The organism is Pedobacter sp. UYEF25, assembly GCF_054061655.1.
In genome coordinates this window covers 83,790-109,181 of the sequence record NZ_JBSSEL010000011.1, presented here as the reverse complement: position 1 = coordinate 109,181, position 25,392 = coordinate 83,790, and the positions used below count along the sequence as shown (strand labels likewise).

At 37.1% G+C, this 25,392-nt stretch carries 19 protein-coding genes and 1 tRNA gene; 9 read left to right on the top strand and 11 right to left on the bottom strand.

The window, feature by feature from the left end; translation table 11 throughout:
* Positions 1-23: 23 nt before the first annotated feature.
* The 3 genes from ACVWYG_RS11870 to ACVWYG_RS11860 form a co-directional block, all read right to left on the bottom strand.
* Positions 24-809: a glycosyltransferase family 2 protein gene (locus ACVWYG_RS11870; protein ID WP_457270438.1), complete on the bottom strand. Its 786-nt coding sequence runs from the start codon at positions 807-809 to the stop codon at positions 24-26.
* Positions 810-852: 43 nt separating this feature from the next.
* A complete protein-coding gene (locus ACVWYG_RS11865) occupies positions 853-1,731 on the bottom strand; it encodes a glycosyltransferase family 2 protein (RefSeq protein WP_457270437.1) in 879 nt (292 codons plus the stop codon).
* A 61-nt stretch (positions 1,732-1,792) separates the two neighbouring features.
* Positions 1,793-2,443, bottom strand: coding sequence for a glycosyltransferase family 32 protein (locus tag ACVWYG_RS11860; RefSeq protein ID WP_457270436.1), 651 nt, complete (start codon positions 2,441-2,443; stop codon positions 1,793-1,795).
* Between the two features lie 1,423 nt (positions 2,444-3,866).
* On the opposite strand from ACVWYG_RS11860, the gene meaB reads away from it, so the two are divergent.
* A complete protein-coding gene (meaB, locus tag ACVWYG_RS11855; protein WP_457270435.1) occupies positions 3,867-4,763 on the top strand; it encodes a methylmalonyl Co-A mutase-associated GTPase MeaB in 897 nt (298 codons plus the stop codon).
* A gap of 166 nt (positions 4,764-4,929) precedes the next feature.
* On the opposite strand, the gene ACVWYG_RS11850 is transcribed toward meaB, so the two are convergent.
* Together ACVWYG_RS11850 and pdhA are read right to left on the bottom strand one after the other, a co-directional pair.
* A complete protein-coding gene (locus ACVWYG_RS11850) occupies positions 4,930-6,648 on the bottom strand; it encodes a pyruvate dehydrogenase complex dihydrolipoamide acetyltransferase (RefSeq protein WP_457270434.1) in 1,719 nt (572 codons plus the stop codon).
* Between the two features lie 27 nt (positions 6,649-6,675).
* Positions 6,676-7,671, bottom strand: a complete 996-nt coding sequence (gene pdhA / locus ACVWYG_RS11845) for a pyruvate dehydrogenase (acetyl-transferring) E1 component subunit alpha (protein ID WP_457270433.1) — start codon at positions 7,669-7,671, stop codon at positions 6,676-6,678.
* Positions 7,672-7,897: 226 nt separating this feature from the next.
* Between pdhA and ACVWYG_RS11840 the strand changes: the two genes are divergently transcribed.
* The 8 genes from ACVWYG_RS11840 (at position 7,898) to ACVWYG_RS11805 (ending at position 16,545) form a co-directional block, all read left to right on the top strand.
* Entirely contained in the window at positions 7,898-8,455 is a 558-nt protein-coding gene (locus ACVWYG_RS11840) for a C40 family peptidase (RefSeq protein ID WP_457270432.1), read from the top strand.
* A 90-nt stretch (positions 8,456-8,545) separates the two neighbouring features.
* Positions 8,546-9,664, top strand: a complete 1,119-nt coding sequence (locus ACVWYG_RS11835) for a CapA family protein (RefSeq protein ID WP_457270431.1) — start codon at positions 8,546-8,548, stop codon at positions 9,662-9,664.
* Between the two features lie 18 nt (positions 9,665-9,682).
* Positions 9,683-9,865, top strand: a complete 183-nt coding sequence (locus tag ACVWYG_RS11830; protein ID WP_457270430.1) for a hypothetical protein — start codon at positions 9,683-9,685, stop codon at positions 9,863-9,865.
* Between the two features lie 252 nt (positions 9,866-10,117).
* A complete protein-coding gene (locus tag ACVWYG_RS11825) occupies positions 10,118-11,494 on the top strand; it encodes a DNA recombination protein RmuC (protein ID WP_457270429.1) in 1,377 nt (458 codons plus the stop codon).
* 290 nt (positions 11,495-11,784) lie between these two features.
* A complete protein-coding gene (locus ACVWYG_RS11820; RefSeq protein WP_457270428.1) occupies positions 11,785-12,120 on the top strand; it encodes a hypothetical protein in 336 nt (111 codons plus the stop codon).
* Positions 12,121-12,578: 458 nt separating this feature from the next.
* Entirely contained in the window at positions 12,579-15,023 is a 2,445-nt protein-coding gene (locus ACVWYG_RS11815) for a TonB-dependent receptor domain-containing protein (protein ID WP_457270427.1), read from the top strand.
* 27 nt (positions 15,024-15,050) lie between these two features.
* Entirely contained in the window at positions 15,051-16,259 is a 1,209-nt protein-coding gene (locus tag ACVWYG_RS11810; RefSeq protein ID WP_457270426.1) for a PepSY-associated TM helix domain-containing protein, read from the top strand.
* A 211-nt stretch (positions 16,260-16,470) separates the two neighbouring features.
* Positions 16,471-16,545: transfer RNA gene (locus tag ACVWYG_RS11805), tRNA-Arg, on the top strand.
* 457 nt (positions 16,546-17,002) lie between these two features.
* Here ACVWYG_RS11805 and ACVWYG_RS11800 read toward each other — a convergent pair.
* The 6 genes from ACVWYG_RS11800 to ACVWYG_RS11775 form a co-directional block, all read right to left on the bottom strand.
* The gene (locus ACVWYG_RS11800) at positions 17,003-17,332 is read right to left on the bottom strand and encodes a hypothetical protein (RefSeq protein ID WP_457270425.1); all 330 of its coding nucleotides are present in this window, start codon (positions 17,330-17,332) and stop codon (positions 17,003-17,005) included.
* 179 nt (positions 17,333-17,511) lie between these two features.
* Complete coding sequence (gene hsdR / locus ACVWYG_RS11795; protein WP_457270424.1) at positions 17,512-19,851, bottom strand: EcoAI/FtnUII family type I restriction enzme subunit R; 2,340 nt, start codon at positions 19,849-19,851, stop codon at positions 17,512-17,514.
* Positions 19,852-20,205: 354 nt separating this feature from the next.
* Positions 20,206-20,565, bottom strand: a complete 360-nt coding sequence (locus tag ACVWYG_RS11790; RefSeq protein ID WP_457270423.1) for a hypothetical protein — start codon at positions 20,563-20,565, stop codon at positions 20,206-20,208.
* A 1-nt stretch (position 20,566) separates the two neighbouring features.
* Positions 20,567-21,622, bottom strand: coding sequence for a helix-turn-helix domain-containing protein (locus tag ACVWYG_RS11785; protein WP_457270422.1), 1,056 nt, complete (start codon positions 21,620-21,622; stop codon positions 20,567-20,569).
* Between the two features lie 62 nt (positions 21,623-21,684).
* Positions 21,685-22,911 (bottom strand): restriction endonuclease subunit S, encoded by a 1,227-nt coding sequence (locus ACVWYG_RS11780; RefSeq protein ID WP_457270421.1) that lies wholly within the window; start codon positions 22,909-22,911, stop codon positions 21,685-21,687.
* A complete protein-coding gene (locus tag ACVWYG_RS11775) occupies positions 22,908-24,359 on the bottom strand; it encodes an N-6 DNA methylase (RefSeq protein ID WP_457270420.1) in 1,452 nt (483 codons plus the stop codon). Before ACVWYG_RS11775 ends, ACVWYG_RS11780 begins: the two co-directional genes overlap by 4 nt.
* Between the last annotated feature and the right edge of the window lie 1,033 nt (positions 24,360-25,392).

Here is a 25,392-nt window from a genome sequence, read left to right as displayed (position 1 = left end):
ATATCATTTTATTAAGTATTGATTTAAACTTCTTTATAGCCGTTATCTCGGTAGATTAAATTTTTCGATAATGTTTCTTGATATATTCGATCATTTGCGCCTGTGTTTGCCCTACAGTTTATGGGATGATATATATGAAAAGCTAATGCTTTCATTTTTAACTTAACTCTTTTAACACCTGCGTGCAAAAGCCTAGCGCCAAATTCGTAATCTTCACCTCCCCATCCTTCAAAGCCATTGTAATATCCGTTAACATTGATGTAGTCCGTTTTCCAAAAAGCAAAGTTACAACCTTTTAAATGAAATGGATTAGATGTACCTAGCGTGAATAGTGGCGCAAGAGGTGGGAATCTAATGGCATTAAACCGATTGTTCAACCCATCAGACAACGCAGAGAGATCAGTTTGTCCACTCTTTAATATTTCTGTCGTTTTTTGCTCTTTCAGCATTGCCCTGCTTCCCTGCACAAAATGCCCGTTTTTTGCGGCGTTAGAATGATCTTCGATAAATTTAGGATGAACAATGATGTCCCCATCAATTTGAACAATATAATCAGAATTAATTTCTTTTATCGCCTTGTTTAAAATTAGGCTTTTTCTAAAACCATTATCCTCCTGCCAAACATGTTTGATCTTCAGTTTTTTGCTAAAACTTTCAATCAGAGTTAGGGTTTCCTGCCCCGATCCATCATCTGCAATAACAATTTCATCAGGTATTTTACTTTGACCTAAAACACTATTCAACACTAAACTGAGCGCTTCGGGCCAATTATAAGTAGAGATTAACAAAGCGACTGTTGGGCGGTGCATAGGCAAGTTGGGGTGCGAGGCGTAAATTTACGGCTAAATACTGTCAATTTACAATCTTGTAATTTTTGTATTCAAAAAGGCGGTATCCGGTAAGGCTTTCTATATGTTGAAGAAGTTGCCGCCTAAAAGACATTTTTTTGACTGCTTTTGTTAAGTCCTGATCAAATTTCCAATTAAGTATTTCAATGCGTTCCTTAATTGCTTTTGGATGAGTTTCAGTAAACCTAACCAACCGATCTGCATTTGTCATATCAAATACGTTTTGTACGGGATACTTCTCCTCCACCCATTCTTCTGATTGATAAAATTGGTTAAAATTTCTTACTTTATGTTGTAAGTCTTTAGGCGTTTTAACCCATCCGTAATGATAAACATAAGCATCAATTAACTTTACCTTTAACTTCCTGTCATCTATGCGAAAACCTTGGGCATCTCTATACGAATGAATATTTGGCAGATTCTTTAAAATCCTAACCTCTCTGCGGTACCATCTTCTAGATTCTGCAACATAATCATATGAGCCATAGAAATGCTTATACTTTAACAGGAGCGCCTCCACTTTATCGTCGTCTAAGTTCTCTTCCATTTCTTTTTTAATCATTGGCAGAAATTGTTCATGGATACACTCGTCACCCTGTATGTAAAACATCCAGTCGGTATCTGCAGAAACTGCTGCGATGGCTTTGTCTGTTTCTAGCGCAAAAGCTTTTCCACCTGCTCTCAGTCTTTCTTCCCAAACGGTATCGATGATCTTAATTTTTGGATTGTCTATTTTTTCTATCAGTTCACGGGTTTCGTCAGTCGAATTTCCAACTGCAACAATAAATTCATCGCAAATGGGTAGTATGGATTTAATGGCCTCTACAATTGGATAGTCGTTTATAACAGCATTTCTGATGAACGTAAAACCGGTAACTTTCATTGCTTAATTTTTTTTGGTAACAGTCTCGTCTTTTTAAAACGACAAGATGACTTGGAAAGTGTTAGGGGAGAAGAACAGGCTTGGTGAGCTGCATTTTTTTCCAGTGTTCTCCTTTTTTATAAAGCAGTTTGCTAAAAGCATACTTAAATTTCAAATAGCCTTTGTAATCGATGCCTATAAGTCGATATTTAGTATTAGGATGGGTTTTAAGCACTTGATTTATCGCCTCGGTATAAACCGTTGGACCAGTCATTTGGTGCACATCGTTTGGATATTTATTTGTTCTAATGTTGTCGCAAACCAGATCGAAGGTTTTTTTTAGGAATGGATGATCTTTATTAAATATCAACGCCCATTGAACAAATAAACCTGGGTTACGCTCTGCAGAGATAATTGCTTCATCAGTTGGCAAAATAAAACTGTCTAACGCAACATTTAGTCCGCTGTCTACATCCAAGTAGACGCCACCTTTTTTCAGGAGAAGAGCGTACCTAAAAAAGTCTGCTTTGGCAGCACCAATGTTAATCTGTTTATAAAGGCTTAAGGTGTCTTCATTATACTCCTCTGTTAAAAATTTTATGATCCGCTCATCGTCATAAAATTCATATTTATATTCGGGATTTTTTCTCTTGAATTTAGCAATGTGCCAACGCGTAATAAATGGCAAATTTGCCGTTTTAAACGTTTGATGGATTATTTTTGGAATCGCCATTTAATCTATGCTCTTTTTTTATTTAGCGCAATGAATTCATTTGTCTCGATGCCTGAATTTTTGCTTAAAAAACTGACATCTGATTTTCAACATCCGACTTCAAGTTTTTTCTTCCTAAGTTGTACAAATATAGTTTTATTGATGGAAGCGCCAGAAAATTTATTGAGCTTAACTATGAAAGGTGATTTTAGGGCTTTGCCAAAGCTGAAAACTCAGGTTAAAAATTTGCAATGACATCCTTTATCAAAATTGGTTGAGCATTTTATCGAATCCAGATCGGTGTATTTCTTAATTTTGGATTTCCCTTATTATAGCAGTGTTTTGTTCTTAAAAAAGCTGATCATTCCCAATAAGTTGATAAAAATCGAAAGCAATGCTATCAATCAGAGATTCCGTTATTGGCATTCCCTACCTTTGCATTTCATATAGTGTTTTCATGAACACGCTTTATTAAATTGAAGATGTAAACCCAATTGCAAACCCAGACTTTGACTCCAACCATTTGTGCTCAACCTACTAGGGCAATAAAGCCATTACGCAAAAGTAAATTGGACGCTTAGAATCAAATACCAAATGACGCTAACCAGAGAATTTCGATCGTATAGAAAACTTGTATAACATTGTCGGAATAGGAATGGCTAATCTTCATTAGCGCTCTTTGGGATAAAAACCGGCATACTTCATTCCAACATCATACCAGCTAATATGCGCCAATTAAAGGAGTGTCTAAAACGGACCTTCTACGGCTCTTGGACGGACGTTAGACGGACACCAGACACTTGTGTTCGACGAATATCCGACTTATATTCGTTTTATGTTTGTTAAATTTCTGATGTTTAGCTAACCTACTCACATTCAATTTATTAGATTTGATCTACTCAGGGTAATTTTAATCAATGGCGTCAATAGGAGGTTTCAACGGTAAAGTGGCCGCCATGTGTGTCTATAAACGTTTTAGCAAAGCATATATTAGAGGCGTACGAAAAACGAGTGCAAAGAACAAAACCAGGGCAAAAAAAAGTACGCGGTTAGAAGCAAATTCAACAAGGTCCAAGAGTTCCTGGCCCACATCCGTGATTATGTGCGCATATGATTTAAAATAGAAAGCAAATAACGGCGCACAACCTAGCCGATTCTTACTTGCTCAATACCAAGTCAGCCACATGGCTTAAAAAAGTTTTATCTTTATTCATAAAACGACAATAACTTCGGCTTTAGTTAGGCGTAAAGAATGGCGAGACTGCCGTTTTAAAAGTTTGATGGATTGTTTTGGAATCGCCATTTAATCTCTGTTCCTTCTTTTATTTAGCGCAATGAGTTCAGTTGTCTCCACTGCTGAATTCTTGCTTGGAAAAACTGACTTCTGAGTTCCCACTTCCGACTTCAATTTTTCTTTCTAACTTGTACCAATATAGTTTTATTGATGGAGGAGCCGGAAAATTTATTGAGCTTAACTAAAAAAGGTGATTTTAGGGCTTTGGCGCGATTTTTAACTTTAGTCGAAAACGACATTTCGCCAGCCGCTACGCTGTTAAAAACGCTTAAAAGCAACAACGCTGTTCCTGTAATCGGAATTACCGGGCCTCCGGGAGCTGGGAAGAGCACCTTGGTAAACGCCATTGCTACAGAGTTAAGTAAAGCAAATAAAAGGTTGGCTATATTGGCGATAGACCCAACATCTCCATTCAATTTCGGTTCTTTACTTGGCGATCGGATTAGAATGTCCCCACAGTTTACAAATCCAAATGTTTTCATACGTTCTTTAGCAACCAGAGGCTCGTTGGGTGGTATTTCGGCAAAGACAATAGAAATGGTCGACGTATTAAAGGCGGCTAATTTTGATATGATTATTGTTGAAACCGTTGGTGTCGGACAGTCTGAGGTAGAAATTGCTGGCTTAGCAGATAAAACGATTGTTTTGTTGGTGCCGGAATCTGGCGATGGTATTCAAAACATAAAATCAGGATTGATGGAAATTGCCGACTGCTTTGTGGTAAACAAGGCAGATAGAGCGGGTGCGGATGAATTTGCAAACAATCTCAAAAAAACCATCCACGGTGGAACAAAGGCGATCCCAATTTTAAAAACGGTTGCCGAAAAAGGTATTGGTGTACCAGAACTGTGCAAGTGGATGTTGAAATCTACATCCGCGAAACAAGACCTGAGGCATTTCCTCATGGCAGAAAAAGCTTGGAAACTTATCCAACAGCAAAGAATGACTGATGTTGATAAAGCGGAGTTGTTAGGTCGATTAGAGATTGAAATGGCGAGTGATGACTTTAACATCTATAGATTTGCGGATGAGTATGGAGAAAAGTAAAACGGCTCTAACGTTACGTATAGATTTCAGTGTCATATCTTCGAAAGGCTTAGGATGACAAATGAATTCAATTTTATGCTGATTGGCTTATAAAATAAAATAGATCTCCATTTCTGGAGATCTATGTATTTTTAATTAGAATTAACTCGTCTAAACTAATTGGAGATTAAGCCAATAACCTAACTGGTTCTTCTAGCAAAGCTTTTAAGGTTTGTAGAAATGAAGCGCCCGTAGCGCCATCTACCACCCTGTGGTCGCAACTTAGTGTAACCTTTAACACATTTCCTGGAACTACTGCTCCGTTTTTAACTACAGGAACTTGAGAAATTCCTCCAATAGCTAAAATGCAACTGTCTGGTGGGTTAATAATCGCTGTAAACTCATCTATACCGAACATTCCCAAATTAGAAATGGTAAAAGTAGAACCTTCCCAGTCTGCGGGTTGTAACTTTTTTGCTTTTGCTTTTTGGGCGAAATCTTTAACCTCAGCAGAGATGCGCCTAAGAGATTTTCCATCGGCAAAACGAACCACTGGTACCAATAAGCCATCTTCTACTGCCACAGCAACACCAATATTTACGTGTTCGTTGTATCTAATTTTATCGCCTAACCACGATGAATTTACATTTGGATGCTGTTTTAACGCAATTGCAGTAGCCTTTAAAATCAAATCATTAAATGAAACTTTGGATGGCGCATACTCATTAATTCTTGCCCTTGCTTCTATTGCTTTATCCATATCGATACTCATGGTTAAATAGAAATGTGGCGCAGTAAATAAACTTTCAGCAAGGCGTTTCGCAATTACTTTACGCATTTGCGTTACAGGTTTTTCGGTATATTTTTCTTCTCCAATAAATGCTGGAAGAGGAGAAGCTGCTGTTTCTTTTGCCGCTTCTGGCTTAGCAACTTCTGGTGTAGGAGCGGCAGCAGCTGGTTTAAAGTTTTCTATGTCTTTTTTAATAATGCGACCACCTTCAGCACTTCCAGAAACGCTAGCTAAATCTATTCCTTTATCCTGCGCTATTTTTTTAGCCAAAGGCGATGCTTTCACACGCCCATCTCCAGAAGCCGCTGCAACTGGAGCAGCATTTGCACTTTTCTCAGAGGAAGATTTCTCAACTTCTTTATCGTCAGCCTTAGGCCCGTCAGTTTCTTTGCTGTCTTTTTCTGCAGAAGCTTCAACAGCTCCTGCACTAACTACGCCGCTTACGTCGGTACCTTCGGGACCAACAATGGCAATAATTCCATTCACCTTTGCTGCTTCCCCTTTTTCTACACCAATGTATAATAACGTTCCTGTAGCATAACCCATCACTTCCATGGTGGCCTTATCTGTTTCTACATCAGCCAATACATCATCGTCTTTTACTTTGTCGCCAACTTTTTTATGCCATTCGGCAATTACGCCTTCAGTCATCGTATCGCTAAGCAAAGGCATGCGAATAATCGTCACACCCTTTTTCTCCAACTCTTCCTCAGTCATCCCTCCGGCCTCAGCTGGAATGGCTTGTTCTTTTGTCTCGGATTTATCGTCCGACTTTGAATCGTCGCTGTTATTTTCTTTAGGCTTATCGTCACTTTTGCTTTCAGCTACGGATTTTTGACTTCCGCCTGCTGCATCTATGGCAGCTTGAAAATCTTCGCCCTCTTTTCCGATCACTGCAATAATTGCATCAATTGGCACCGCTTTTCCTTCTTCTACGCCAATGTGTAATAAAACACCTTCTTCATAAGATTCTAGGTCCATAGTCGCCTTATCGGTTTCTACTTCTGCAAGCACATCCCCACTTTTTATTTTATCGCCAACCTTTGCATGCCATTTTGCCAATACCCCTTCGCTCATGGTATCGCTCATTTTGGGCATTCTTACTACTTCAGCCATTATATTTTGTTAAAAATTTTCAGAAAATTAATCTTTTACGAACGGATAATCTTTTTCTATGTACACATCTGTATAGAGTTCCGATGGATCAGGCCACGGAGACTCTTCTGCAAACTGAACAGCGTGGGCAACGGTTTCTTTGATGCGTGCTTCTACTTCCTCAAACCATTTATCATCGGCATACTTTTGCTTAACGATGGTTTCCCTTGCCAATTCAATAGGGTCTTTTGCTTTGTAATCTTCCAATTCTTCTTTGGTACGATATTTAGCTGGGTCACTCATGGAGTGTCCTCTGTATCGGTAAGTGCGCATTTCTAAAAATGTTGGTCCTTCGCCCGCTCTTGCGCGTTGTATTGCCTCATCCATGGCATTGTGTACCGCTACCGGATCCATTCCGTCTACAGGTGCACATGGCATATCGAAACCTAAACCGATCTTATAAAGATCGGTCATATTTGTAGTCCGTTGTACGGAGGTTCCCATGGCATAACCATTGTTTTCGCACACAAAAACAACAGGCAATTTCCAAAGCATTGCCATGTTAAACGTCTCATTTAACGCTCCTTGGCGCACTGCACCATCACCCATATAACAGATGTTTACAAAATCTGTTCCTTTATATTTTTCTGCGAATGCCACACCGGCACCTAAGGGAATTTGACCTCCTACAATGGCATGACCGCCGTAAAAATTATGTTCTTTGCTAAACATGTGCATAGAACCACCTTTGCCTTTGCTGCAGCCGGTAGATTTTCCATACATCTCAGCCATTACCGCGTCCGCAGATACCCCAAGCGCTAATGCATGTGCATGATCACGGTAAGTTGTAATCATAGAATCGCCTTTTTTCATTGCGGATATTGCTCCGGCAACAACAGCTTCCTGCCCGATGTATAAATGGCAAAAACCACGAATTTTCTGTTGGCCATACAGTTGACCCGTTTTCTCTTCGAACTTGCGCATAAGCAACATTGATTCGAACCACTTTAACCAAGTATCTTTATTAATCTCTACTGCACTCATTTGGTGTTTTTAGTTTTCTTACGTCAGCAAATCTAAATTTTTATTGTAATATAACGAAGTTTTTAACGTAAAATGAATGGTATATTTTGTTTAAATGTTAATAACTTTACGTTTGTCTGCACAAACATTTGGATAACATTTGTAGAAATGATACTTTTGGCAACCAACAATAAGCCGTTAAAGAGTGCGTTAAAGGGAGTGTACCCGCAACAACAAAGAGCATAACATGATTAAAAGAATTTTGTTTTCAACAATAATCGCCATTTGCACGTTCTCAGCTGCATTTGCACAGACCAAAACAAAAGAAGCCGCTAAAGATGTTAATGACCCAGACAACCTAGCTTCTCAATATTTTTCTCAAGTTATGGGGGTAGCAATAGACGCTACTGCAAACTTAAAATTGTACAAATTTGTCTACGAATGGATTGGAACACCATACAGTTTTGGTGGCAACACAAAAAATGGCATAGATTGTTCGGCTTTTACGAAAGCCATTTACGACAAAGTTTTCAACACCACCATTCGTCGAAATTCAAGAGACATCTTTAGCATGGTAGATCCACTTTCTAAAGATGAGTTGAAAGAAGGCGACCTTGTTTTCTTTAAGATTAAAAGTAGGAGCATTTCTCATATCGGAATTTATTTAGGTGACGATCGCTTTGCACATGCGTCTAGTTCTAGAGGAGTAGTGATTAGCAATTTAAACGAACCGTATTACAGCAGGTATTTTTACAAGGGCGGAAGAATTTTAGAATCGGTAAAAAAGGATTTTACCACTGAATAATTTTTACTGCGCTTAAAACTTTTTTAAAAAGGAAAGTTTTCCTATCCTCCAAAATCATTTCGGGGGATTTTTTTTGCAAAGCGATTTTAGATGAAGTTTGTCCCGCGCCAGTCTATTTTGTTGAGTCTTAGTTTAATTGTTTTTTTTGGTTGTGTAAGCCATGAAAATAAGCAAGATACAGACCACAGCAAGGCATTACCTACTGCTGAAGAAATAGGCAATTTGCCCCAAAATAAAGATACCCTAACTGTTGTTGCCGTTGGCGACATAATGCTTGGTTCTACTTACCCATCTATAAGCCATTTGCCACCCGATGATGCGAAAAACAGTTTTGAAGCAGTGGATGGTTTTCTAAAAGGGGATGTAGTGTTTGGCAATTTGGAAGGCGTGTTGTTAAATGATGGGAAAACGAAAAAAATCGACAGTTTAAAAGTTAAAACTAAGTATGCGTTTAGGATGCCACAACGGTACGGTGCTATTTTGAAAGCTGCGGGATTTAATTTGTTGAGTATTGCCAATAATCATATTGGCGACTTCGGTTCGAAAGGCCGAAGAACCACAACGAAGATTTTGGATTCTTTGCAAATTTATTATGCAGGCCAGGTAAGTAAACCATTTTCACTTTTTACCTTAAATAACGTTAAGTATGGGTTTTGTGCTTTTGCACCTAATGCATATACTGTTTCTATAAATAACGTTAAAGCCGCCAAAGCTCTGGTTTCCAAATTAAAAGATGCTGCAGATGTAGTTATTGTTTCCTTTCATGGTGGAGCAGAGGGAAATGGTTTTCAGCACATAACACGAAAAACCGAGCTGTTTTACAAGGAAAATAGAGGCAATGTTTATGAGTTTGCGCATGCGGTGATAGACGCTGGCGCAGACGTGGTGCTTGGGCACGGTCCGCATGTACCTCGGGCGGTAGAGGTTTATAAAAATAAGTTTATAGCCTACAGTTTGGGGAACTTTTGTACGCGAGGTACATTTAATCTATTAGGGGCAAATGGTTTTGCTCCATTGTTAAGGTTGAAAATAGATCGCAAAGGAAATTTCCTTTCAGCCGACGTAATTTCTGTCAAACAAGATAAAGTAAAGGGCCTAACACTCGACGATAGTCAACAGGCTTTTAAAAAAATAAAGGCGCTTACGGATACAGATTTTGTTGGCCATAATTTACATTTTGAAGGGAAAAGCATTACACTTGAAAAATAAAATTAATTGAATTTTAACATGAAAAAACGGCATATTTTGCATTTAGTTATTGGAATAAGCGCAGCTGTTTTGGCGTTAGTTGCCATCTATTACATCTATTTAAATCCTAAAAATTTAATTTCTGCAGGGATCGTGGCAACTGCAAGCGGTGTGGTAGCCATTAGTCAGTATTTAATTATTAAAGGGGGACGAAAAGTTTAGGTAGAATTATTGCTTTCTTTACTGAATAGTCATTTAATGGATTAGAGATTTGAAGTCTGGTTTTATTTTTATCGCATCCGCCAGCGCTAACGATTGAAATGGCATCCTTTGTTTGGTATTTTAGCCAAGCAAAGATATAATGGAAAGCGTGTAAAAGCGCCCAAATAATTATAAAAAAAGGCTACTTAAAAATTCGATAAAGCAACAGCGAGATTTCTTTTATTTTCCAAACGTTTAAACCAATCATCAAACATGGATATTCTTTTAATATTAGGCGGTATTTTAGTTGGCGGTTTAATCTCGTATTTTATATTTAACACGCTAAGTAAATCTACGAGCGTTGCTAGAACTCGTTTCGACGACCTCCATCTGCAATATCTACAGGCAGAAAATCGGCGACAGTCTTTTGAGCATTTATTTGAGGCAAAAAGCAATGATTTGACAACATTAACTTTAAAAAATGAGATTATTCAGAAACAAGCCGTTCAATTGAGCACTGAAAACGCAGTTTTAAAAGCGGAGCTGAATTCAGCGCGTGAAAAGTTGGGGCAGCAAAGGGCGAACTTGGCAACCCTGCACGAGCAAAATTTGTTACAGTTTAAGGAAATGGCCAATAAAGTTTTAGAAGAGAAATCTGAACGCTTTACGCATACAAATAAGGTTAATTTAGATGCGCTATTGAAGCCATTGGGTGAGAATATTGAGAAGTTTAGTAAGCAAGTACACGAGACATACGATAAGGAATCTAAAGAGCGATTTACTTTAGAGAAAACAGTAAAAGAGTTGATTGAACAGACTGATAAAGTGAGTTTGGAGGCTAATAATTTAGCTACTGCTTTAAAAGGAAATACGAAGAAGCAGGGAAATTGGGGCGAAATGATTTTGGAAAGTATTTTGCAAATGTCGGGCTTGGTGAGAGACCGAGAATATTTTTTAGAGCAAAACCAAAAGGGAGAGGATGGAATCAATTTGCGCCCAGATGTGCTGGTGAAATTTCCAGATAATAGAGTGGTGATTATAGACTCTAAAGTTTCTTTATTGGCCTACGATCGCTTTGTGTCAGCAGATACGCCAGAGCTACAAAACCAGCATTTGGCAGATCATATAAAGGCCATTAAAAATCATATAGATACGCTAAGCGGTAAAAAGTACGACGACCATAAACAAGCTCTGGATTACACGATGCTTTTTATGCCGATAGAGCCCGCTTATTTGCTGGCAATACAAACCAATCCGCAAATTTGGGATGAGGCGTTTAAAAAACGAATTATCTTAATCAGTCCTACGAATTTAATTGCTTGTCTTAAGCTGATTGCAAATCTATGGCAGCGTGACAATCAAAGTAAAAATGCGCAGGAAATTGCCAAAATGGGTAAAGATTTGTATGAGAAGATTGCTGGGTTTAGTAAAACATTTGCACAAATTGGCAAGCAATTGCAGGGGGCAGAACACAGTTATCAAGCTGCTTTGGCCCAGTTAAATACTGGAAAAGGAAATCTTATTTCTAAGGCGATAAAATTTAACGAACTAGGAATTAAATCTTCGGCGAAGATTCATGAAAACATATTGCCAGCGAATATTGATACCGATGAATATTTGGAGATTGAACTCGGTAATGAAGAAAAATAATTTGAATTTCAATTAAACAAAGTGGGTTAACGCTATTTTTACCACGTTGTTCATTACCTAGGTTTTTCTTTCGTATTACTTAAAAGATCTTAAAGTGCTATTTCAGAATTGCACTCACAAAGCCGCAATTTGGGTGTATGAGTGGTCCCGAAATCGCTCAAAAATCTAAAACATTGGAAATAAAGCTAAAAAACCCTAATTATATGTTAAATTCGTGCTTTCCGCTCCAACTGCGGCTGTTGACTTTATTGGCGACAGTAAATAAAACCTAAACGACAAACATTAAATACATGGTACAAATTAATTTATACTACCCACTTTGGAAAAAATACCTGCCAGTTTTTGCGATACAGTTCAAAAAGGCACTTACAAGCGAGCAGGAGATTAACTTTACAAAGTCTGATTTGCACAATCTGGGCAATAGAAACAAATCTGATTATGGCTTTAGTTTAGAAATTCAAAATGGTAAAGTGCTAAATAATATTTCAGGATCTGCAGTGGCTCGAGATCTGTACGATGTGCTTTTATCTGATGCTAGAATGAAGGAATTGTTGCAAAACAACTATTTCAAACTTAGTCTGGGTAAAGCATATATTTTGAAAATTTCTAGCCAAAAAGCATCATAGTCGGAGTTTTCTGTTTTTAATTAGACCTAAATTTTAACTGTGCTTAGCAATGACATCCAAATTATTGCTCAATTTAACACCCCTTACTTTGTTAACAATGTTTGGTGATATCTATCAGCCATTGTTAACAAATTTAGTCCTATACCTTTTTACTCGGTTTGTTTTTTACTTACGACCGAGCAAATTAGATAAGCCGCCACATGTCAGAATCCTTTTTGACTTTACTCCGCTGCTAAAAATCAATTTAGATTTTTTATCTAAGCCAAATCTCTAATGGCCACATATTTTACGCCTAAGTCGTTATTTTTTCGATTGTTATGAGCGTATTGCTTTCTAAGTTGGGCTGAAAAGCCGCTCTATATTCATTATTGTTATTTAGAATAATTAAAAATAATTTGGAATATCCAGTTCTTCGTACTTACTTTGCGCTTATTAATAATTAATCCAATTAAAAATAAATGACAAATATAAAGTCTGCTGCGATAACGATTATATTTTCTCTACTAACTGTAATTGCGTTTGCACAACAATTTTCTAGCGTTAAGGGCACAGTGACTACTTCGGACGGTAAGCCGGCAACCTACATCACCATAGGTTTAAAGGGAAAAGGGCTAAATGACATGACCAATGAGAAGGGCAAATTTGAAATCCAACGGGTAAAAGCTGGCAATTATGTGCTCAAAGCATCGGGAGTAGGATTGCAAAGTATTGAAAAAAATATTGTGGTAACAGCTGGTGAAGATGAAACCATTGATTTTGTAATCGATCAGAGTTCAAATCAACTGAATGAAGTAAACATCAATCAAGGGCGCGTAAATAAATACGCGACGAAAAAGAGCGCTTATGTATCTAAAATGCCGCTAACAAATTTAGAAAATCCTCAAGTGTACACCACCATTTCAAAGCAAACTTTAGTTGATCAGATGGTATTTTCGGTAGATGACGCCACTCGGAACGCTACGGGCATTCAGAAAATGTGGGACGCTACTTCTCGTGGAGGCGATGGCGGTGCGTATTATGCCTCTAGGGGTTTTATAGTTCAATCGAAATTGAGAAATGGAATTGCTGGAACGGTAACTAGCCGAAATGACGCCGCCAACTTAGAAAGTGTCGAGGTGATTAAAGGCCCGTCTGCAACGTTGTTTGGAAGTACGTTAACCTCCTACGGTGGTTTGATAAATCGCATCACCAAAAAACCATTTGAGGGAACTGGTGGCGAAGTAACCTACTCGGCCGGCAGTTATGATCTAAATAGAGTAAGTACCGATTTTAACTTTCCATTAGATAAAAATAATAAAATTTATGCGCGATTAAATGCTTCCTATAATTATAAGGGCTCTTTTCAAGATAACGTATTTGATCGAGGTATCTTCCTTGCCCCAAGCATTTCTTATAGGGTTAACGATAAGTTAGATTTTTCGGTTGATGCAGAAATAGCGAATGGCATTAACACTGTAAAACCGTTTGTTTTCTTTTATTTTCCTGTAGCTGATTTGGGCTTCGACAGGGCCGATGAAGCTGGCGTAGCTTATGATAAGTCTTTCATTGGAAATGGCATCAGACAAAAATACAAGAGCGAAAATTTCTTTACGCAAGCAAACTACAAATTCAACGAAAACTGGTCTTCTCATACCAGCATTTCCAGCGGTTATAGTTTCTCAAACGGTCGAGGTTCTTACTTGTTCTTAGTGCCAAACAGTGTTGTTACGCCTGGAGCTGCGCCAGGCGCAGATAATCTTTCAAGAGGAGACCAATCAACAGACCATAGCAAATCATACACTTATGACATTCAACAAAATTTTAACGGAACGTTTAATATAGGCTCGGTTAAAAATAGAATAGTTTTGGGCTTGGATTATTTGCGCCAAAATTCCGATCAACTATTTTATTCTATAAATACTTTTGATTTAACCAGCAAAAATGGGAAAGGCCCGAATTACAATAACTTTAATGAGACTAATCTAGCCGCTTTTTATGCTGCGAATGCAAAAGACCCAAATGTTGTTTTTAACTATCCAAGCAACTATAAATCAAACACATATAGCGCTTACGCATCTGACGTAATAAATGTAACAGACAGATTAATAGCTTTGGCAGCGTTAAGGGTTGATAGATACGATTACAAAGGTAATTCTGACCGTGCTGGTTCGCCAGCTAACGGCGCTTACAAACAAACTGCTTTCTCGCCAAAATTCGGGCTTGTTTATCAGCCAATTAAAGATCAGCTGTCTGTATTCGCCAATTATCAAAATGGTTTTAATAATGTGAATGGCATAGATTATCAAGGCAATAGTTTTAAACCAGAGCAGGCCAACCAAATGGAAGGTGGTGTTAAAATGAATGCGTTTGGCAATAAATTTAGTGGATCTGTATCTTACTATTACATTAAGGTTAAAGACATTGTTAGAGGTTATAACGGTGATCCTTCGAATCCAAATGCGCAAATTCAAGATGGAAATAAAATTAGCAAAGGTTTGGAAGCAGAAATTGTTGCCAATCCAATTAGCGGGCTAAACATTATTGCAGGCTTTGCTTATAACGATAACCATTTAGAAAATGCTTCTGCAGATGTTGAAGGGAGAAGAGATGCGTATTCTGCAGCGCCTTATTCTGCTAATTTATGGATCAGTTATAAATTTAACACAGGTTCGTTAAGAGGTTTTGGACTTGGTGCAGGTGGAAACTATGCAAGCGACAATAAAATTGTAAATAGCGTAAGTCAGGGCGTGTTTATTTTGCCAGCTTACGAAGTATTTAACGCTTCTGTTTTTTACGATCATCCTAGATTTAGAATTGGAGCCAAAGTAGATAATTTGACCGATCAAAAATATTGGACAGGTTACAGCACCATGAATCCACAAGATTTAAGAACTTTTACCGGGAGTGTTACCTATAAATTTTAAGAAAACAAAGTTGTTAAAATTTAGCCTATGGTGCGGTTAGCAAAATCTTTAAAAAGAAAACATAAAAAATCTAAGCTACGAAGAGTTAGCGATTGGCTGCACTTATGGTTGGGCATTGGCTCCGGCCTTATTGTTTTCTTTTTAGGGATAACTGGTTGTATTTTCTCTTTTCAAAAAGAGATTACCGAATATATTCATAAAGAGGAAATTTTTGTCCATCCGCCCTCAAATTTAACCACTTTACCGTTAAGCGTTTTAAACGCAAATGCGGAAAAAGCCCTTGGTGGACAAAAGAAAGTAACCTACATTACGTCTCATAAAACACCCGAAAGAGCTTGGGAATTTATGAGTTATCAAGTCGGGAATCCAAATGCATTTTGGTATTTCGATTCCATCGACCATTACGATCTGGTTTTTGTAAATCCGTACACCGGCAAAGTTACCCTAGTTTTAGATCTGAAATATGAGTTTTTTTCGGTTGTTAAAATGTTGCATTGGAGCTTTTTAATAAATCATCCTATTGGGCAACAGATTACAGGTTGGGCAACGGTAATTTTTGTGTTTTTATTGATTTCTGGCATGGTGATGTGGTGGCCTAAAAACCTAAAAAAATCCAATGTAGATAAAAGCTTTAAGATAAAGTGGAGCGCAAAATTTAAGCGCGTAAATTACGACCTGCACAATGTTTTGGGCTTTTATGTGATGATCATTTGCTTGATGCTCGGCCTGTCTGGAATGGTATTTGCATTTCAGTGGTTTCAAAAGACGGTTTATGTCGTAGCTTCCAGAAGCATTACCCCACCAGCAGAGGTAACAGCCAAATCGGATTCGAGCAAAGCCGGCACAACGAACCCATTCGACCTTGCTTTTGCGAGCGCACAGAAAGAATTTAAAGATGCCGACAGAATCGGGATGTCCCTGGCGGCTGGTACTGGCGACGGGGTAATTTATGCATCTGGGTATCGTGGCGATGAGACGTATTGGGATTTCGACGCTTTGCAATTCGATCAGTATTCGGGAAAACTTCTTAACCGTCGAAATCAGTCGGAGAAAAATGCCGGCGAGGTGGTGGTGAGCATGAATTATGACATTCATGTCGGTGCTATTTTGGGCTTAACAGGAAAGATTTTGGCTTTTTTCGCAAGTTTTATCGCCGCAAGTTTACCCATTACTGGTTTTATTATTTGGTGGAAGAAAAAGAAGCCAGTTCGTCCTGCTACAGAATTTCTACGTTAGTCGCATTTCTTGGAGCTCATTGAGCTAGTGCTTGCATTTTTCTAATTAGGAATCAAGCGCTTTAAATTGCGAAAAACTTCTATTCCCAGGCTCAGAAATTTGATTATATTTGCCGTAATTAATTGTCCTTTTAAACCGTCTTGAAAGCGATTTTATCATGCCAATTAAGTATAAAGCTTTAACTTAAAGTTGATAAGTTAAAATTAAAATTGGTCCCGTAGTTCAACGGATAGAATAGAAGTTTCCTAAACTTTAGATATGAGTTCGATTCTCGTCGGGACCACCATGAAAACAATAATAAGACTGATTTACAATTAGTTATATTATTGTTTTTTATCTTTCGGACACATTTCGGACACATTTTAACGAATTTTAAGAAAAGTAGTAAGAGCTGTAGTTACTGTTCAATTAAATTGGAGATAGTTTCAAATATCTATAACAGTTTAAGCTTGTACCACATTTGTAATTCAGACATATTTAAATCTTTTTTAAAGAGTTTTAATCTTCGCGTGGCAAATAAAAATTTTTCATCTGGAGTATTTGGATGACTGTAGATAATAGTGTCCTCATAAAAGCTTCTTTGGGGTTTTATGAATATAGAAGCTTCACTTCCGGCTTTATTTTTAAATAAATCCTAAATTCTTTTTCACTTGAAAATGAAGCGTGTTTTCTAAATCCAGCGTATTTAACTTCCATAATGTTTTCGTTATTGGAAAAGTCATAATATCTTACTTGGCCAAGGATTAGCTTTTCAAATGGATTAGGTCGGAAGAGAGGGATTGAAGGTTTTGTATAAAGTCTTTCAGATTAATTTTGATCATGAAGCCCTCCGTAGGTTCTTTCTCTTCAGAACCTTTGCCATAGGATCTCCACATTAGTTCGTCTTCAAGTTTGGTATTTGAGATATACCAACATGAAATGAAGTATTTTTTCTGATTTAACTTTAGCGTGTTTGCGATGTCTCTTAGTTTTTCTTGGAACTCGTTTTTTAATCCGTTCAGTTTTTCAATGGATAGATGTGGGTTATGCTCTGGATATAATTCCCTGTAATCATTTCCTTTTTGCGTATGCACTCCAAATTATCTGAAAACTTATCAGCCCTTGCCAAATGAATGCCTTCTTTTAGAAATGACTCTAACCGCGTCAACGAACTAAAATATCTGAACAAATAATACCCATCTAAATTTTTGATTTGAAAATTATAGTACTCAAGTTCTACCATCTTTGATATTTGTTGACATTATCTGACCATTTAAGCAACCCCCTGTTGATATAAGTGTCGCTGAAATTCTATAAACAGAGAGCTGATATTTGATGTGCTTCCCAGCACGCTTTTCGCATCTTCTAAAGAATGATATTTGTTTGTAAGCAATATGGGAAGTTTTTCCTGATCGAGTTCTTCTACACCTGTTTCGATATATTTCGTTAATACAAACTCTATAAATTCTTTTTGTTTGTTGTTTAATAGCGCAAATATTGTTGCTTGCGCTGCCGCTACACGCGCCTCTCGCGACATAGGTTTAACATCACTATTAAAAACATATTCTAAAACGTCAAATAGGTCACTTTTTTCTGCATCTATTAACTGTTGAAGCGTATATAATTCGTCTTTTCCAAAACCGGCTTCTTCTAACCTTGCCAACAAATCTTTCCGAGTTATTGGGTTGCTCCAGATTTCACGTAGTTCATCCTCGCTTTTAAAAAGGTTAGGTAATTCTCCAAATAAATTATTTAAAAACTCTTCGGCTGATATTGGCTTACCATCTGCACTCCAGAAAGAGGTGGACATCATAAATTGAATATCTCTTTCTTTCCCATCACGCAGTTTTATCTTTATCCTTTTTATCCGTTCTTTAGATTCTCCATCACCAGATTTAGATTTCGTTTGATCACTTTTGGTATAATCTCCGGACGGCTCTTCTGCATTATAGCCTTCAGGCTCTAAAGGTTCTCCATCCCAAGCAGGATCTGCAAAGTGATGATAAGCGTCAACGAAATCGTAAATGGTAAAAAATTCTTTTCCGTCAAATAAACGTGTTCCCCTTCCAACAATCTGCTTAAACTCAATCATGGAGTTTACCGGGCGCATTAAAACAATATTCCTAATGTTTCTTGCATCTACACCAGTTGATAATTTTTGAGAAGTGGTTAAGATTGCCGGAATGGTTTTTTCATTATCTTGAAATTCTCTTAAAAATTGCTCGCCAATCTCACCATCGTTTGCGGTTACACGAACGCAATAGTTTGGATTTTTGTCTTTTTTATTTTGGTTTACCAAATCTCTAACGGCTGCAGCGTGGTCTTGGGTTGCACAAAATATGATCGCTTTTTCTTTTTGATTAGCTTCGTTCATATAAATTTGAACTCGCTTAGCCTCCCGTGCTTTTATTTCGATAATTTTATTAAAGTCTGGCTCGGTGTATAACCTTTCCTCTTCAATTTCTCCCTCTATAATTTGATCGTCGCTGGTGTATATATAATCATCTAAAGTTGTCTTGAAGCGTTTAACCTTAAAAGGTGTTAAGAAGCCATCGTTTATGCCCTCTTTGAGTGAATAGATATAAACAGGTTCTCCAAAATATTTATAGGTGTCCACATTCTCATTTCTCTTCGGAGTAGCCGTTAATCCCAACTGAACCGCAGCGCTGAAATATTCTAAAATACCTCTCCAGTTACCTTCGTCATTCGCACCTCCTCTATGGCATTCATCAACAATAATAAAGTCGAAATAATCTGCTGGGTATGCTCCAAAATATGGTGATGATTTACCTTCAGCATCCGTTCCAGACATAAAAGTTTGAAAAATGGTAAAGAAGATACTGCCGTTAGTTGGCACACTTCCCTTTTTACTAATTTCTTTTGGACTAATCCTAACCAATGCATCTTCGGGGAAAGCAGAAAATGAGTTAAAAGCTTGATCGGCTAGGATATTTCTATCTGCTAAAAACAAAATTCTGGGCCTTCTACTTCCATCACGACTCAAATTCCATCGAGTTTGAAATAGTTTCCAAGCAATTTGAAATGCTATTGCCGTTTTGCCTGTTCCTGTGGCTAAGGTTAATAAAATGCGTTGTTTGTTATTGGCAAGTGCCTCTAAAGTATTCTCTACGGCAAGTTCTTGATAATATCGCAATTGCCAACTTCCACTTTTATCTTCGAATGGGACGGCTGCAAATTTCTCTCTCCACTCGTTCTGTAGCGTGAAAGTCTTGTCCCAAAGTTCATCGGGCGTTAAATAATCAGTAACCAGTTTCTCCGTGCCTGTTTTAAGACATATATAATAAATTTCTTTGCCGTTTGTAGCGTAGGTAGTTTCTAAATTTAGCTTGTTTGCATATAATTTAGCTTGCGCAACACCTTCGCCAACTTCAAGCTCATCGCTTTTAGCTTCTACCACGGCTAACTTGATACCCTTATATACCAAGATATAGTCCGCTATCATAGGTTTACTACGGGTGCCACCTACATTAATTTTACCATCGGTTATTTTAGCATTGCGCTCACGAAGAATTTTTGAACCTTCTATAATGCCCCAACCACAAGCGCGTAGTTTTGGATCAATTAGTTCTGCCCGTGTTTCTGCTTCATTCATTTAGGAGAGGTATTAATTGTTCTATTGAGTTTCTATTGAGTTTTTATCATTTTTCTAGCAAGTTTTACGCAATAGAATATTTCTTTAAGTAGAGTATATTCTAGAGTAGTTCTTCATTGTATCACATAACAATTGTGCTGTTAGGCACGACATTTAATGATTTTTGTTTTTTAACTACACTAATATCACCATCATATAAGATACTTTATGTAATTCTAATTATTTATTTCTGTCTGCCATAGACCAATTCTTGTGGTAATTTCTATTATGGGCAATCTACTATTTAGCGCTTGTAGTGCTTTCATTTTTTCAATACAAACAGGTGTGTCGATAATGTTTTGCCCCTTAATTTCTTCAATGAGATAAATAATTCCCTTCAACTCGGTACCAGATGCTTTTGCTTTTTTTTCTTAAACTTCCATCACCAGTTACTAAGATACCTTTCATTTTTTCTGCAAAATACCATACGGAACAATCTTCGAAACTCAACCCGTTATGTATGTTGGTCATATCGGCAATAGCAAACAACTCATTTTCAGTGGGGCTAATAATTATTAATTTTTCTGATTTTAAAACATCTTGTTGCGCTTGTTCTAATTCGGCAAATACAAAGTTTGTTGTGTATAATTCGAAGTTTAATAACAAAAATGCTTCAACCAAATCGAGTTGCACTATGTCTATCAAAATATTGGCATCGTTGATGTGGAGTTTCACGTTAGCGGAGATTTACAAGTAAATTTTTCTTTAGACCTTGTAAGGAAAGGTGCAACAACGAAGATGCTTTACTCATAGAAATCAATTCTTCTGAAACTGCACGATAGACTAAATTCTCATATCTACTACATTGTTCGACTCCGTCAAATCTCGATTTTTCTACAAGTGCTTTCAAATCTGCATCACTATTAAGCCGCATGTAAAAACTTTTTACCCTTTCTTGAGACATCACTTTTATATTGCCCAATTTGAAAACAATGGCAGATATGCTGATGCCAAACTTTTCTTGGATGTTCTTTAACTCTTCAAAAGCAATAGCATGTCTTTGGTTGCCAAATGCCAATTTTGCAGCTTGCTCTGGCAACAACATCTCTGATGCAAATGCATTACAATATTTTTCTTGCTGTTTAATATCTAGATTTCCAATGGGTAAAAGCAAATGTGCCAGTTCATGCAATAAAGTAAATCGCTTGCGCTCTATTTGCATGTTTTTGTTAATAACGATAACGTGGTAGTTGTCATCAACAATGGTAGCAAGGCCATCAAAATTACCTTCAGCCTCCTCAACCTCTATAACCTTTATGTTATTGTCCTCTAGTAAATCTATAATGTTGTGTATGGCATTTTGACCGATCGCCCAATTGGTTTGCAGCGCTTTAACAGCAAGCACTATATCGCTTTCAGAATTTATAATAAAGTGTTGCAAAGGGTTTGAAAAATTTGCTGCCACATGACAGATATTTTCTATATATAAATAGTTTTCTATCTGTATCCGAATCTCTTCTTTAAGGGCGTTTACTTTCTTAACGCTGAACTTACTTTTTTTCCTAAAGCTAATTTCGCCTATGGCTACTTCTGGCTTTCTAAAAAAATAATCTATTTTCTGATCGAAAAGTTTAGATAATGAAATAAGCTTCTGGCTACTGGGCACAGATTTACCCAGTTCATATTTGTTAACCATTTGTTTAGAAACACCAATACGGTCTGCTACTTCTTGGAGGGATAAACTCCTATGAATTCTCGAATTTTTAATTCGATTTCCGATGATCGCTTCCATAATAATTAGATTTTTGGTTGACAAATATACCTGTAATTTATAGTTTGTCAACCATTTGATTGTTAAATTCTCAATTCCCCACTAAAAGCCTTTTGCAAAATACTTTTTTTCAACTCCTCTAGATTATTTATTTTTTGTTGATAAATGGTTTGTAGTTTTTTGCTTTCGGTAGATATCGCATCGAGTCTGACAACAATGGTTTGTTGGGTTTTTAATGGTGGATAAGGAGTATTTAGCTTTCTCAGGTCACCTATATTAATTTGCATTAATGCTGCGCCATAAGTCTTTGCTTTAATTTGCCTTTGTATGTAATTCGAAATAAGTAAATAATATCCAAATTCTTGACTGATAGCTGTTACATCTAAGCGAATAGGCACGATACCTCGTGTAACATTTGCATCTTTTAAGTCCTTTGTTGCAACTGAAACTAATCCTGTTGTTCCTCGAACGCAAAGTAACAGCTCATCTCCTACTAATTTGGTTCTTTTATATCCCTCAGATATTTTGGGGTCAATTCTTTTTAACCCATTCAGACTTATAAATTTACTTTTTAAATCAGTAGGTCTAATTACGGGTAAACCATCTGGGTATTCTTCTCCCGGTTGAACAATTCCGTATGACAATGTGCATTTTTCATCTGCCAAGTCTTCTAAGTTTTTTTCTTCCCAATCTTCTCCTTTATTCTCAAACACCCCTTGCAAATAACTCTCAAAAAGTTCTTTCGCATTCCGAAGGTTTTGTTCTTCATTGGCTTTTGCTTTGGATATGGCAGCAAAGGCCTTATCTAATATGGCTACGATGCGTTGTTGCTCGGGAAGAGGAGGAATGGGAATACAAATATCTAATAATTTATTGTTTGGCAATTGAGGCTGTGCTGAACCGGTAATTGCATATAAAACAACTTTTTTAACTCCAGGACTATTAAAAACTGAAAATAAATATCTACTATCTAACTCATTATCTTTTACTCTTAAATAAGCCAATTGTGAATTAAGATTTGAACCTTCATATTTTGCTTGCACAATACTATTATTCCCTGTGCTACTTCCTCTTACAACAATGACTAAATCATTTTTTAAGACATGACCTTTTTTTAACATGGCATGTTGTTCCTTCGAAATATACCTAATGCCCTCCGATACAATTGTGCCAGATTTCAAATTTGTTGCGGTTAAGAATGGAACACCGCTATCAACAAACTCTGATGCCTTCGGATATTTGGCAGAATAATTTCCATCTCCAATAGAACATACATCTCCTAACTTTTTTATTTCCCAGCCTGCTCTCATATCAACTCCAAAATTGAGTTTAAAATATCGGCGGATTTTTCATCCAAGTCTTTTATTTCTGCTAAGATTTCTTGCGGGTTGCGCAAAGCAGCTTCTTCTTTTTTATTAGGGTTTTTGGCAGAAAGATCGAAAGTGCTTTGGTCTATATTTTTAACATCAACGCTCCAAGAATTTTCGCTGTCGGCTTTTGTTTTTTGTAACTCAACAAATTCGCTTAAATCTTTCTCGTTTAATGCATTGGTTTTGCCTAGGTTTCTAGCTAAGTTTAATTGGTAAAACCATACTTTTTGGGTGGCACTTCCTTTTTCGAAAAACAACACGACCGTTTTTACGCCGGCACCAGTAAATGTACCGCCGGGCAAATCTAATACCGTATGCAGGTTGCAGTTTTCTAAAAGCAATTTGCGCAGACTTACACTGGCATTATCGGTGTTGCTTAAAAAAGTATTTTTTATTACTACGCCAGCTTGTCCGCCTGCTTTTAAAATTTTAACAAAATGTTGTAGAAATAAAGAAGCGGTTTCGCCAGTTTTTATTGGGAAATTCTGTTGTACTTCCGCCCGTTCCTTTCCACCAAAAGGCGGGTTTGCCAATATTACATCGTAACGGTCTTTTTCTTGGATGTCGGCAATGTTTTCTGCAAGGGTATTGGTATGTATAATGTTTGGTGCTTCTACACCATGTAAAATCATATTCATAATGCCTATAATGTAGGCTAATGATTTTTTCTCTTTGCCGTAAAAAGTTTTCTTTTGTAACGTTTCCGTGTCTTTTGTGGTTAAAGCTTTGCTGTTTTTTAGGTAGTCAAATGCTTCGCATAAAAAGCCTGCACTGCCAACAGCACCATCATAAATGGTATCGCCTATTTTTGGCGCAACAACCTTAACAATGGTTTTAATTAATGGGCGTGGGGTATAGTATTCGCCACCATTACGGCCGGCATTGCCCATGTTCTGTATTTTAGCTTCGTACAAATGGCTCATTTCGTGCTTTTCGGCACTGGTTCTAAACCTAAGTTCATCAATACGGTTAATTACTTCACGTAGGTTGTAGCCACTTTGAATGCGGTTTTTGAGTTCGCTAAAAATTTCGCCGATTTTATATTCGATGGTATCGGCACTCTCTGCCTCAATCTTAAATTTTTTAAGGTATGGAAACAATTGAATGTTTACAAAATCATTTAGGTCATCACCAGTTAAAGCATTATGATCTATTTTACCGTTTTCTAATTTCGGCGCTGCCCAAGTATTCCATTGGTATTCTGGAGAGATAATGTAATTGTATGTTTTACCTGTAAGTTCTGCTGCGGTATTTTTATCTTGCTCTAAATCGGCAAGGTATTTTAGAAAAAGCACCCAAGAGGTTTGCTCTACATAATCTAATTCGCTTCCACAACCTGCGTCTTTATGCAGTATGTCATCTATGTTTTTAAAGGTCTGTTCGAACATTATTTAAGAAAATCAATTTTTATTTCAAATATGAACAAATTAAAACAAGATGATAAAATTTATGGAGGTGATTTTTCGTGATCAGCAATTTAGCGGAAATGTCTACTAATCATTTATTTTAGTCGGTTAGGCACAGAGTTCATTTTCAGCGCTACATTTGCCGATACTTTAAAGTATTGGTTTCAAACTAATAGATTAACGAAAATTAAAGATGAACTCTCTAAAAAAATTAAGGAGCTTCATAAGTGGCTTATTTTCGGATTATTATTCCTTTTGATAACTAATCCATCGATTACGGCATTCAGGACGTTTTTGCATGACGATGCGAGAAGGAGAGCAAACGTCGGACGTGAATACAATTTGTTTATCTGTTCCGTTTTCACATATCGCTTCTATGGTTATGGACGGACATATGAGGATTATTATTTAGGTATTGTTGGAAATTTTTTCAGAGTTGGCCAATATATTAAGGCTGGTGATTAGATAAATTATTAATTTCAATTTCTATATTATCGTCTTTAAATAATAATTGATAAGTTTCCTGCCTTTTGAAGAAAGCCAATAAATGGATGGCCTATTCTTTATGCCTCTAGTTGCTAATTCTAAAAATCCATTTTCCTCCAGTCTTAAAATTGCGTTTCTAAGTTGTTGTATATTTATTTCAGGATAGAATCTTTTTAGTTCATATACAGAGAATATTTCTCTCGTCTTGGCATAAGCTAAGACTTATATTTCGGTGCTTGACAATAATATTCTTTTTCTTATCCACGCTAGCACCCTACGTTGACTTGTCAACACTTTCAACGCTATGTTTTCCTCAACTAATCCCATGTACAAATATAACAAATTGATTGTTAGGTTATTAGTGATTAGGTGTTCTTGAAAAAAGGGTACATAGGTCTTTATATGGGATAGTCTTTTTTAGGTTTTACATATATACACTTCGTTTAAGAAATATTTGAGCAGACGGAAGTCACGGAAGTGATTGGCTATGTGGAGCAGTGAAATTGCTCCCATGACAGGCGCTGTATTT